Annotated in this window: 5 protein-coding genes and 2 rRNA genes; 1 reads left to right on the top strand and 6 read right to left on the bottom strand. The window is 68.6% G+C overall.

Going from position 1 to position 12,794, the window contains the following annotated elements; genetic code table 11:
* Positions 1-41 precede the first annotated feature (41 nt).
* Positions 42-1,670, bottom strand: a complete 1,629-nt coding sequence (locus tag F4559_RS10240) for an ABC-F family ATP-binding cassette domain-containing protein (RefSeq protein WP_184667903.1) — start codon at positions 1,668-1,670, stop codon at positions 42-44.
* Positions 1,671-2,364: 694 nt separating this feature from the next.
* Positions 2,365-3,030, bottom strand: a complete 666-nt coding sequence (locus tag F4559_RS10235) for an acVLRF1 family peptidyl-tRNA hydrolase (protein WP_184667901.1) — start codon at positions 3,028-3,030, stop codon at positions 2,365-2,367.
* 582 nt (positions 3,031-3,612) lie between these two features.
* Between F4559_RS10235 and F4559_RS10230 the strand changes: the two genes are divergently transcribed.
* Positions 3,613-4,590, top strand: coding sequence for a helix-turn-helix transcriptional regulator (locus tag F4559_RS10230; RefSeq protein ID WP_184667899.1), 978 nt, complete (start codon positions 3,613-3,615; stop codon positions 4,588-4,590).
* A gap of 177 nt (positions 4,591-4,767) precedes the next feature.
* On the opposite strand, the gene F4559_RS10225 is transcribed toward F4559_RS10230, so the two are convergent.
* The 4 genes from F4559_RS10225 to F4559_RS10210 all read right to left on the bottom strand — a co-directional run bounded on the left by F4559_RS10225 (position 4,768) and on the right by F4559_RS10210 (position 12,651).
* On the bottom strand, positions 4,768-7,515 hold the full coding sequence (locus F4559_RS10225; RefSeq protein ID WP_312865560.1) for a S8 family serine peptidase: 2,748 nt from the start codon (positions 7,513-7,515) through the stop codon (positions 4,768-4,770).
* A gap of 121 nt (positions 7,516-7,636) precedes the next feature.
* On the bottom strand, positions 7,637-9,208 hold the full coding sequence (locus tag F4559_RS10220; RefSeq protein ID WP_184667895.1) for a deoxyguanosinetriphosphate triphosphohydrolase family protein: 1,572 nt from the start codon (positions 9,206-9,208) through the stop codon (positions 7,637-7,639).
* A gap of 118 nt (positions 9,209-9,326) precedes the next feature.
* Positions 9,327-9,443, bottom strand: a 5S ribosomal RNA gene (gene rrf / locus F4559_RS10215).
* Positions 9,444-9,567: 124 nt separating this feature from the next.
* Positions 9,568-12,651: ribosomal RNA gene (locus tag F4559_RS10210) — 23S ribosomal RNA — on the bottom strand.
* Between the last annotated feature and the right edge of the window lie 143 nt (positions 12,652-12,794).

Genomic DNA, 12,794 nt, shown 5'->3' with positions numbered 1-12,794 from the left:
ACCCTGGGTAGACCCGCCCGACAAGGTCGGAATTCCTTGTGTCAGGCCAGTTGGACCAGTTCGAGGTACTCGTCCGACCAGTGGTCCTCGGCGCCGTCCGGCAACAGGATCACCCGCTCGGGCTCAAGCGCCTCGACCGCACCCGGGTCGTGGGTGACCAGCACGACCGCGCCCTCGTAGCGGCGCAGCGCGTCGAGCACCTGCTCGCGGCTGGCGGGGTCGAGGTTGTTGGTCGGCTCGTCGAGCAGCAGCACGTTCGCCGCGCTGGACACCAGCCCGGCCAGGGCCAGCCGGGTCTTCTCGCCGCCGGACAGCGTGCCCGCCGGCTGGTCGAGCTGCTCGCCGCTGAACAGGAACGTGCCCAGCAGGGACCGCAGTTGCTGCTCGGGCGTGTCGGGCGCGGCGTGCCGGATGTTCTGCCACACGGAGGCGTTGTGGTCGAGCGTCTCGTGCTCCTGCGCGAAGTACCCGAGCTTGAGCCCGTGGCCGGGCACGACCCGCCCGGTGTCGGGCTTCTCCATCGAGCCGATGAGCCGCAGCAGCGTGGTCTTGCCCGCGCCGTTGAGGCCGAGGATGACCACCCGCGAGCCCTTGTCGATGGCCAGGTCGACGCCGGTGAACACCTCCAGCGACCCGTACGACTTGCCCAGGTCCTCGGCGGTCAGCGGCGTACGCCCGCACGCGGCGGGCTCCGGGAACCGGATCTTGGCCACGCGGTCGGACTGGCGTTCCTCGTCGAGGCCGGCGAGCAGCTTCTCGGCGCGACGGGCCATGTTCTGGGCGGCGACGGCCTTGGTCGCCTTGGCCCGCATCTTGTCGGCCTGCGCCATGAGCGCACCGGCCTTCTTCTCCGCGTTGGCCCGCTCGCGGCGGCGGCGCTTCTCGTCGGCCGAGCGGGCCTCCAGGTACTTCTTCCAGCCCATGTTGTAGATGTCGATCTCGCCGCGCATCGCGTCGAGGAACCACACCTTGTTCACCACGTCGTCGAGCAGCTCGACGTCGTGGCTGATCACGACCAGGCCGCCGTCGTGGGACTTGAGGAACCCGCGCAGCCACGCGATCGAGTCGGCGTCGAGGTGGTTGGTCGGCTCGTCGATCAGCAGGATCGTGCTCGACTTGGCGCCGACGCCGGCCTCGGAGGCGGCGAACAGGATGCGCGCCAGCTCGACGCGGCGGCGCTGGCCGCCGGACAGGGTGCGCAGCGGCTGGGCGAGCACGCGGTCGGCCAGGCCCAGGTTGGAGCAGATGCGGGCGGCCTCGCTCTCGGCCGCGTAGCCGCCCAGCGCGGCGAACCGCTCCTCGAGCCGGCCGTACTTGCGCACGGCCTCGGCGAGTTCGGCGTCGTCGACCAGCTCGGCCATCGTCGACTGGGACTTCTCCATGTCGCGCAGGAGCTGGTCGAGCCCGCGCGCGGACAGGACGCGGTCCTTGGCGATCACCGACAGGTCGCCCTCGCGCGGGTCCTGCGGCAGGTAGCCCAGCTCGCCGGTGCGCCGCACCTCGCCCGCGTAGGGCTGGCCCTCGCCCGCGAGGACCCGCAGCGAGGTGGTCTTGCCCGCGCCGTTGCGGCCGACCAGGCCGATGCGGTCGCCGGGCTGGACGCGCAGCGTGGCGTCGGAGAGCAGGATGCGCGAACCAGCGCGCAACTCGAGATCGGTGGCGGTGATCACAGCGGAACTCCGTAAGGTGTGGTCGGGTGCGGGGTCGACGGCGCGGGAGAACGCGCTGGACCTACTCGATCAGGACGACCACGGATCCAGTCTACCGAGGGACCGCCACCGGATTTCACCGATGTGTCCACCGGCATAACCGGCCGGGTCGCGCCGAGGGCGGCCACTCCCGTCCCGCACCGGGCCGCACGCACGCACCCGGACACCGGCGGGCGCGGCGGGCGTCACGTCCACGTGCGACAGGTCGACGGGACGGGTGTGCGCGGCGGACGCCGGTGGCGGTGGTAGTCGGGTCGACCAGCGGGACCGGCGCCTCCCGACGGCGCGGCGCCCTGCCGATGGCGAAGGCGGGCAGGCCGACCGGTCCGGCCCGGTACCCCGGACCACTCGCCGGGCGGCCAGGACCCGGCTCCCGACCTCGACCCGGAGTACACCTCGGCCGCGACCCGCGGTCGGCCGGACCGACGGCGCCATCGCGGCGGTGAAGGGCCGGGCACAACCGGCACCCGTGCCGAAGCCCCGCGGTCTTCCGGTCGCCGCGCTTTGTCCACAGCCCCCTCGGTTGTCCACAGGCGAGATCCACATCCCGCCCCCGACCGGGTGGCACCGGTAGAATGGGTCCGGGGCGCTCCCCCTGAGGACGGGTGGGGGCATGTACACCTGACGGCCGCGATCGTCGAACAGCGCGAGCCGCTCAGGCGTCCCGGACCACGATCTCCACCGCGCGCACCCGTTCGGCGACCTCGTCCAGCACGGCCCGCCGGGGTTCGGGCACGTCGAACACCCGCTCGACCGCCCGCGCGAACACACCCGCCAGTCGCGGATCGGCGCGCAGCACGTCCAACGCCTGCCGGTCGCCGCCCAGCACCACCGCGTCCAACTCCGGCAGGCGCGGCACGAGCACGCGGGCCACGTCGTCGGCGGCGGCCCGCAGCGCGACCCGCGCCTGCCCCTCCCGACGACGGGCGAAGCGGCGCTGGGACCACCCGCCCGCCTTGGAGCGGCCGTGCACCTGGCGGTTGTCCGTGGTGGAGACGAGGACCTCGCCGTCGCACGCCACCCCGACGCTGTGCCCACCGAGGCGCACCAGCACCAGGCCGACCCGGCGGGACGCGCCGGCCGCGCCGGTCAGGGGTCGCAGGTCCAGGCCGGCGCTCTCCCCCGTCGGCGCGAAGTCGGCGAACACCGCGTCGACGGCGGCGGTCGTGCCGTCCTCGGCCGTGACCACGAAACGCCGGGGCGAGACGGCCGTCGCGCGGACGCCGCCGTGCCGGGACGCGAAGCGGTCGAACCAGCCGGCGAGCAGGGCGGGCGCGACCTCGACGGCCCGGCCGCCGCCCTCGACCGGACGCACCCTCATGGGAATTTCCGATCGGCGCGTCTCGATTGATCTGAACGGCCCGATCTCATGACACCCGTACGGATCAGTGTCACTACTCCGTGTCGCGGCGGGGCTTGTCCACCCCGAAGCCGCGCTTCTGCGGACGGTGGCAGCAACCGCGAAACCGCGCCACGCGTACCCGACGCCCCGTCGGCGGGGCGGATCGGCTCGCAGGCGGCACCCACCCGCGTCACGGTAGCGGTCCGAGCCCATGACAGGCCACTACACCTGCGGTTTCACTGCTCGAAAGGTTCGGACCAGTGCCGAACGAGGTGATCGCAGACCGGAGTGAGGAGCAACAGAATCGGACGAATGCGGCACTTCGACCGCAGCACGACACCACCGAAGGTCGGTTGGCGGCCACCGGCTCCTGGTGCAGAATATTACCGGCGGGTTTACACCAGGGAAAGCACGGACGTTCGCCACTTGACAGAACGACGTCCACCCCCCTTACGTCATCCGCCGAACAGCCCAGTCAGTGACTCCATCCAGAGGACACCACCGCACTACGTTGGCGGGTAGGGTCACTGAAGCGTGATCTAATGACAGCGGGGAGTCACCATGACTAACGCTGCCGGTCGAACGAACCTGTCCGTCGACGAACTCGACTCGACGGGCCACGGCAGTCTGGCTCAGCTCTTGACCACGGGACCCTTTCCCGAGGCGCTGCGGGCTGCCATCAAGGCGAGCAGGTTGAGCCTCGACCGCATCCAGCACCGACTCGCTCTACGCGGGGTCACGATCAGCGTCGCGACGCTGAGCTACTGGCAGTCCGGCCGCAGGCGGCCGGAGCGCCCCGAATCGCTGGAGGCGTTGCGCCACCTCGAATCCGTGCTCGGCGTTCCGCAGGCGGGTCTGTCCGCGCTGCTCGGGCCGCCGAGGCCGCGGGGCAGGCGGTCCCGACCCACCTCGATGATGCCCATCGACGCCCTGTGGCCTCGACGGGAACGGGTCGCGAACCTGCTCACCAAGGTCGACACCTCGTCCGACGTCAAGCTCGGCCGGATCAGCCAGCACGACCGCATCGAGATCGCTGCCGACGGCGGGCAGCGATCCGTGTGGGTGCGCCAGATCCTGCGCGCCGAGCAGGACGGTCCGGACCGGTGGGCGCTGGTGTTCGAAACGGAGGAGGGCGACGTCCTCCCCCGGGTCTCGAACCTGCGCAACTGCCACCTCGGCCGGGTCGTCGAGGACCTCGACGCCAACATCATGGCCGCGGAGATGATGTTCGACCGCCCCCTGTCCCGGGGCGAGACGATCATCATGGAGTACGAGCTGCTGTTCGCCGAGGGTCATTACCCGGCGGGCAACAACACGTTCGCCCGGAAGTTCCGGCTCCCGGTCCGCGAGTACGTGATCGAGGTGCGGTTCGACCGCTCCCGGCTGCCCGCACGCTGTCAGCAGTACAGCGTGCCGGCGGGCGACGAGACGCCGTCGCGGCGGCGCAACCTCGCGCTCGACAACGCCGGTGGCGTGCACGCCGTCGCCCTGGGCTTCGGCCCCGGGGTGTTCGGCATCCGCTGGGAATGGCCCCAATAGGAAACACGGCCGCACCGGTCCGATGATCGACCGGCGATCCGAAACCCTGGTCCGGGGCCGGATCTCCGACAGCTCCACCCAATCCACCCGGGGTGTCTGGGCACCCCTCCCACCCACCACAGATCGCGCGACGGGCGAAGCCCCGGGAGTCGTCCCAACTCCCGGGGCTTCGCCATGTCACCGGTAACCGTTGAGGTGCAACGAGACCGCGCGCAACGAACCGCGGTCGCCGGGCAGCCCGTCGACGAGCTTGAACGTCCACACCCCGTCCACCGGGTCGTCCAGCAGGGTCGACAACCGGCCCACCGGCCGCCAGGTGCCGGTGAACGGCGCGTTCACCGACGTCACCGAGGAGAACGGCCGGGCCGCGTCGTCGGCGAACACGACCTGGCACAGGTTCGCGCCGGTGCCGCCGGACCGCTGGAACAGGGTCGCGGTGCGCCCGGACGGCGAGGTGAGCGTGCCGGTCAGGTCGCCGACGAACGTGTGGTCGACCCCGACCGTCGTGGCGCCCTCGGTCGCCGTGCACTGCTCGCCGTCGACCGAGAACGTGATCTTCGACGCCCGGCCGAGGCCGCTCACCGGGAAGGTCGCGGTGACGCCGGTCGCGTTGTCGTCCGGGATGGCGATCGCCGGCCCGGTGTAGGAGAAGTCCCTGGTCTCCGCCGACGGTTCGCCCACCACGTACCCGAAGGACGCAGTCGTCGGCGACGTCGCGCCCGAGTACGCGACCCGCACGTCCAGCTTGACCTCGGTCCCGAGCGGCACGCCCGCCGCCACGGTCACCTTGAACTCGCCCGAGCCCGTCCGCCCCTGCTCGATCGTGCCGTAGGACCTGGCGCGCGGCGCGATCGTCACGCCCGGCGTCGGCGAGGTCAGCACGACGTTGGTCGACGCGGCAAGGCCGTCGCCCGAGTTGTGCACGGGCACGGTGACCGCGGCGGTCGTACCGGGCTTGAAGTACGGGGTGCCGTCGACTTCGTTGACCGGAGTCGGTCTCCGCGCCTTGACCAGCGGCTGCGGCGACGCGCCCGTGAAGTCCAGCGCGAGGTCGGCCCGCAGCACGCCCGCGCCGGTCCGGCCGTCGACCCCCGGCTCGACCAGGTCGAGCGCGGTCGTGGCGAGCGCCTCGCGCACCTGCGCGGCGGGCAGGCCCGGATTGCCCGACAGCACCAGACCCGCGATCGCCGCCGCGGCCGGCGCGGACACCGACGTGCCGTAGCGCACGCTCCCGCCGACCTTGACGCCGTCGCCCGCCGTCACGTCGGGCTTCGGCCGCACCTCGGTGCGGGGTGTGCCGTCGGCGGCGAAGAACACCCGGCGTGGACCGTCCGAGGTGAACCGCTCGGGCCGCTGCCCGACGTCGAACACGCCGGGGTACGGACCGCGCGGGTGCGCCGGATCGCCCGGGTACGGGTCGCCCACCGGCGCCGCACCGACCGCGATCGCGCCCTTGGCCGCGGCGTGCCCCCGGATCGCACCGGCCGTCGTGTAGCCCTTGAGCCCGTCGAACGAGTTCGCGAACCGACCGCCGTGCACGGTCAGGCCGAGGTACCGGTGCTCGCCGCGGAACTTCACGACCGCCAACCGCAGCCGGTCGACCTGGCTGTCGGGCACGTGCAGCCGTTCGACCGGGTCCTGGGCACCGTCCTGCACGTTCTGGCTCGCGCCCACCACGTTGCCCTGCGCGTTGACCAGGTACAGGTCGTAGTCGTCGCCGGCCGCGCCGAGCGGGTCGGCCCAGGACAGCGTCACCGGCGCACCGCCGGAACCCACCGCGAGCGGGTCGAGCACCTGCTTGGCCGTCGGGCTCGGGTCGAAGTCGTGCGCGGTGCCCGCGAACTTGCCGACGCCGACACCGGAATCGACGAAGTCGCCCTCCCAGTGCCCGGAGGTGCCGTCGGTCACGTTGCCCTCGTCGCCCGCCGCCGCGAAGTACAGCGCGCCGTCCGCCGCGACCGCGTCCACGGCCCGGGCGACGACGCCGTCCTGGAACTGCGGCTCGTCCTGGGCACGGCCGTTGTCGACGAGGATGTCGCAGCGCAGCCTCGACCGCAGGGCCCGGATGTTGTCCGCGAACCGCGCGTCGCCGAGCCCGGCCGTGGCGAACCCGAGGCTCGCGCCGGGCGCGATGTCGTGGACGATCTCCAGCAGCGGCACACCGTCGTACCCGCCGCCCTCCTCGCCGGGCAGCACCTCGACCTCGGGCAGCTCGCCCGCCGCCTGCGCGGCGGCCAGGTCGGTGATCCCGTTGGCCAGTACGCAGATCTTCACGCCCGTGCCGGTGACCTTGTGGGTGGCACGGGCCGTGTCGGCGCCATGCGCGCGGTCGCTCTCCGCCGTCGTCGGGTCTGCGGTCGTCGGGTCTGCGGTCGCCCGGTTCGCCGTCGTCCGGTCCACCGCGGCGAGCGTGTCGGCCTCGACCTTGCCCGCTTGTTCCTCCTTGGACCGGGCGTCGACGGGTGCCGCGTCCGCGACCTGGACCCGGCGCACGTCGGGGCGGGCCGCGATCGCGCCCACCGCCGACAACGGCACCTCGGCCCGGATCGTGGCGCCGTCGACCGACACCGACCGGACGCGATCACCGAGCGACGCGACGAGTCCGGGCGTGACGGCGACGGCCCGCACGTCCACCGACACCGTGCCGTCCGGCCGCACCTCCACCCCGGTCCGGTACGAGGGCAGCCGGCCGAACGCCGCGGAACCCTTGCGGCGGCGCTGTTCCACGATCAGCGCACTGTCCACTTTGGTGTCGGTGCCGGTGATCGACCGCTTGATCTCCTGGAGCGCGGCGATCTGCGCGGCGGCACGGGCGGGCAGGCCGCCGGCCGGTGCGGCGGTGGCGGACGGGACCGGGACGACCGCGCCGAGTGCGACGACCGCGACCAGGACCACCAGCGGATGTCCGCGCAGCGGTGTTCGCACGGGCGCCTCCCCCACACCTTCGACGACCGGGCGTCGCCGATCGAGGGGTAACGTATTGCGCACGGTCCGGTACCGTCTGCCACCGTTCGGCGTACTTCCCGTCAGCCGGGATCGTTGCCGTTCACAGCACGAACGCGTCGGTCCACAGTTGACCGGTCCGCCCCGACAACCCCTCCAGCAGCGCCGAAGCCTGGTTGTCGGTCAACGACGCGACGAAGTCCACGATGGCGCGACCGCGGGCCAACGCGCGCACCGCGTCCGGACCGGAGGGCGTCTCGCCGGTAGCGCCGACGAGTACTCGCGGATCGGTGCGGGCGAGCGTCGCGTACTCGGCACCGGCCAACTCGACCAGGTCGTGCAGGCGCCGCGGCAGCCGGTCCGCCTCGTGCCGGTCGGTGACCCACTGCTCCAGCGCCTCCACGAGCGCGGTCAGCAGCCGGGCCTGCCCCCGTTGGTGCAGCGCCAGATCCGGGCGCAGCAACACGAACCGGCGGTGCACGAACTTGAGCACCTGCACCTCGTGCCACTGCGCGACGGCCAGCACCACGTGCCCGGACCGCGTCGTCGGCTCCTCGACCACCCGGACCGCATCGACCAGCCGACGCGTCCACCGCGCGGAGAACCCGGCGACCGCCCGCTCGGCCTCCACCGATCCGTCGAACGGCACGGCCAGCAGGCCGTCCACGAGTTCGGACCGGACCTTGGCCACCGCGATCGCGAACGCCTCGTCGTCCACCGCCCACGAGTCCTTGGCGTGCAGGCGGCGGCGCAACGCCTCCAGCGACCGGCCGGGCAACCGGGACTGCGCGGCCAGCAGCGACCGGTCCAGCCCGGCGAGGTTCAGCGCGTCGGACAGCCACGTACCCAGTTCGGCCGCGACCGTCGCGTGCTGGAGCACGCCCACCCGGTGGAAGTCCTCCAGGTCGTGGATCGCGTAGGCGATGTCGTCGGCGGTGTCCATGACCGACGCCTCGACGGTCTGCTGCCACGACTCGATGCGGCCGTCGTAGTAGGCGCGGGAGGAGAGCACGTCCGGGAGTTCGGTGACGTAGGCGGAGAACTTCACCGCGCCCGTGCCCGGTGCGTCCGGCGGTTCGGCGGCGCCACGCGGCGGCTCGGCCAGGTCCTTGGGGTGCGGCCGGGGGTGCGAGCGCCGGGTCCAGGGGTACTTGAGCATGGCCGCGCGCACGGCGACCGTGAGGTCCAGCCCCAGCGAGGCCGGGCCGCGCACGTCGGTGGTGGTGACGATCCGGAACGACTGGGCGTTGCCCTCGAAGCCGTCGGCCAGTCCGAACCGGTGCCGGGCCAGCCGGTCGAGCACCTGTTCGCCGAGGTGGCCGAACGGCGGGTGACCCAGGTCGTGCGCGAGGGACGCGGCTTCGACGACGTCCGGGTCGCAGCCGCCGAGCTTGTCCAGCACGCCCGCGAGGTCGGGCCGCGAGCCGATTCGTTCGGCGATCGCCCGTGCTGCCTGCGCGACCTTGAGGCTGTGGGTAAGCCGGTTGTGGACCAGCAGCCCCGAGCCGGTGGAGCTGACGACCTGCGTCACCCCGCCCAGCCGTGCGAAGAACGGCGATCCCGCCACCCGGTCCCGGTCGACCCGGAACGGCCCGGCCGCGAGGTCGGACAACGAAGACCCGCTGTCCCCGCCGGAGCGACGCGCGGCGCGTGGGTCTGTGTGCTCGTGCTGCATGCGCAGACGCTAGCCGAGCGTGCCGGGACTCTTCGACACCATGCCGCGACCGAAGACCGCAAAACGCAAAAAGCCCTGTGGGGGTCGATCGGAAGATCGACCCCCACAGGGAAAGAATGTTCGGCGGCGTCCTACTCTCCCACACCCTCACGAATGCAGTACCATCGGCGCTGGAAGGCTTAACTACCGGGTTCGGAATGGGACCGGGTGTTCCCCAACCGCAATGACCACCGAAACACTATGAAGATAACCAACCGACCACACCCGACACTCCCAGCCGACCCTCACAAGTCGACCAGAACCCGCCGGGGGCCTGGTTTCGGTTCCTTCAGAACCGCACAGTGGATGCGCAACATCTTCATGACAAGTCCTCGGCCTATTAGTACCGGTCAACTCCAGCCGTTACCGACCTTCCATCTCCGGCCTATCAACCCAGTCGTCTACTGGGGGCCTTAACCCACAAAGGGGTGGGACACCTCATCTAGGAACGAGCTTCCCGCTTAGATGCCTTCAGCGGTTATCCCTTCCGAACGTAGCCAACCAGCCATGCCCCTGGCGGGACAACTGGCACACCAGAGGTCCGTCCGTCCCGGTCCTCTCGTACTAGGGACAGCCTTCCGCAAGTATCCTACGCGCGCGGCGGATAGGGACCGAACTGTCTCACGACGTTCTAAACCCAGCTCGCGTACCGCTTTAATGGGCGAACAGCCCAACCCTTGGGACCTACTCCAGCCCCAGGATGCGACGAGCCGACATCGAGGTGCCAAACCATGCCGTCGATATGGACTCTTGGGCAAGATCAGCCTGTTATCCCCGGGGTACCTTTTATCCGTTGAGCGACCACGCTTCCACAAGCCATGGCCGGATCACTAGTTCCGACTTTCGTCCCTGCTCGACCCGTCGGTCTCACAGTCAAGCCCCCTTGTGCACTTGCACTCGACACCTGATTGCCAACCAGGCTGAGGGAACCTTTGAGCGCCTCCGTTACCCTTTGGGAGGCAACCGCCCCAGTTAAACTACCCACCAGGCACTGTCCCTGATCCGGATCACGGACCGAGGTTAGACATCCAGTACGACCAGAGTGGTATTTCAACGACGACTCCACAACCACTGGCGTGGCCGCTTCACAGTCTCCCACCTATCCTACACAAGCCGAACCGAACACCAATACCAAGCTATAGTAAAGGTCCCGGGGTCTTTCCGTCCTGCCGCGCGTAACGAGCATCTTTACTCGTAATGCAATTTCGCCGGGCCTGCGGTCGAGACAGTCGAGAAGTCGTTACGCCATTCGTGCAGGTCGGAACTTACCCGACAAGGAATTTCGCTACCTTAGGATGGTTATAGTTACCACCGCCGTTTACTGGCGCTTAAGTTCTCAGCTTCGCCACAAAGTGACTGACCGGTCCCCTTAACGTTCCAGCACCGGGCAGGCGTCAGTCCGTATACATCGTCTTGCGACTTCGCACGGACCTGTGTTTTTAGTAAACAGTCGCTTCTCGCTGGTCTCTGCGGCCGGAAGATCCTAGCCCGCAAGGGGCTTCAAATCCCCCGGCCCCCCTTCTCCCGAAGTTACGGGGGCATTTTGCCGAGTTCCTTGACCACAGTTCACCCGATCGCCTCGGTATTCTCTACCTGACCACCTGTGTCGGTTTGGGGTACGGGCCGCATGAACACTCACTAGAGGCTTTTCTCGACAGCATGGGATCACTCTACTTCGCCTCAATCGGCTACGCATCACGTCTCAGCCTGCGTGTGGCACGGATTTGCCTATGCCACGGCCTACACGCTTACACCAGTACTACCACTCACTGGCGGAGCTACCCTCCTGCGTCACCCCATCGCTTGACTACTACAAGTTCAGGTCCCGCGCTCCACGTCACACCATCACCCGAAGGATCAGGCGCGGGCTTCGGGCGGTTAGTATCACAAGGTTCGCCATGGGCGCGTTCACACGGGTACGGGAATATCAACCCGTTGTCCATCGACTACGCCTGTCGGCCTCGCCTTAGGTCCCGACTTACCCTGGGCGGATTAGCCTGGCCCAGGAACCCTTGGTCATCCGGCGGACGAGTTTCCCACTCGTCTTTCGCTACTCATGCCTGCATTCTCACTCGCACAGCGTCCACACCTGGATCACTCCGGCGCTTCACCCGCTGCACGACGCTCCCCTACCCATCCAGACCTGAGTCTGAATGACACGGCTTCGGCGGTGTGCTTGAGCCCCGCTACATTGTCGGCGCAGGACCACTTGACCAGTGAGCTATTACGCACTCTTTAAAGGGTGGCTGCTTCTAAGCCAACCTCCTGGTTGTCTGGGCGACCCCACATCCTTTCCCACTGAGCACACACTTAGGGGCCTTAGCCGGCGTTCTGGGCTGTTTCCCTCTCGACTACGAAGCTTATCCCCCGCAGTCTCACTGCCGCGCTCTCACGTACCGGCATTCGGAGTTTGGTTGATTTCGGTAAGCTTGTGGGCCCCCTAGACCATCCAGTGCTCTACCTCCGGCACGAAACACACGACGCTGCACCTAAATGCATTTCGGGGAGAACCAGCTATCACGGAGTTTGATTGGCCTTTCACCCCTAACCACAGCTCATCCCCCAGGTTTTCAACCCTGGTGGGTTCGGGCCTCCACGCGGTCTTACCCACGCTTCACCCTGGCCATGGCTAGATCACTCCGCTTCGGGTCTAGACCACGCGACTATCACGCCCTCTTCGGACTCGCTTTCGCTACGGCTACCCCACACGGGTTAACCTCGCCACGCAGCACTAACTCGCAGGCTCATTCTTCAAAAGGCACGCCGTCACCCCGAAAGGCTCCGACGGATTGTAGGCACACGGTTTCAGGTACTATTTCACTCCCCTCCCGGGGTACTTTTCACCTTTCCCTCACGGTACTAGTCCGCTATCGGTCACCAGGGAGTATTCAGGCTTAGCGGGTGGTCCCGCCAGATTCACAGCAAATTCCACGAGCTCGCTGCTACTTGGGAACACCACAAGGAGACACCGGGTTTTCGCGTACGGGGCTGTCACCCGCTACGGCCACGCTTTCCAGACGCGTTCCGCTAACCACAGTGCTTTCTGACTCCTTGCCAGTCCGGCAGAACTGACCAGTGGGTCCCACGACCCCGTACACGCAACCCCTGCCGGGTATCACACGAATACGGTTTAGCCTCTTCCGCTTTCGCTCGCCACTACTCACGGAATCACGGTTGTTTTCTCTTCCTGCGGGTACTGAGATGTTTCACTTCCCCGCGTTCCCTCCACACGCCCTATGTGTTCAGACGTGGGTGACCCCACATGACTGGGGCCGGGTTTCCCCATTCGGAAATCCTTGGATCTCAGCTCGGTTGACAACTCCCCAAGGCTTATCGCAGTCTCCTACGTCCTTCATCGGCTCCTGGTGCCAAGGCATCCACCGTATGCCCTTAATAACTTGCCACAAAGATGCTCGCATCCACTGTGCAGTTCTCAAAGAACAAACCAGACACCAGCCCACCAACGTCAACGCCTACCCGCACACCCCCGAAGAGGCACACCAGCGGTTCGAAGACCGGACCGGTCGGTCACTGAAAGACACTCGCG

The organism is Saccharothrix violaceirubra (assembly GCF_014203755.1).
Lineage (GTDB): Bacteria > Actinomycetota > Actinomycetes > Mycobacteriales > Pseudonocardiaceae > Actinosynnema > Actinosynnema violaceirubrum.
The sequence above is the reverse complement of the archived record's forward strand: the minus strand, read 5'-3'. Positions and strand labels throughout refer to the sequence as shown.

Bases quoted from the DNA above. Each gene is read 5' to 3' on its own strand.
- F4559_RS10235 (WP_184667901.1), bottom strand. From the start codon at position 3,030: ATGAGGGTGCGTCCGGTCGAGGGCGGCGGCCGGGCCGTCGAGGTCGCG.
- F4559_RS10230 (WP_184667899.1), top strand. From the start codon at position 3,613: ATGACTAACGCTGCCGGTCGAACGAACCTGTCCGTCGACGAACTCGAC.
- F4559_RS10220 (WP_184667895.1), bottom strand. From the start codon at position 9,208: ATGCAGCACGAGCACACAGACCCACGCGCCGCGCGTCGCTCCGGCGGG.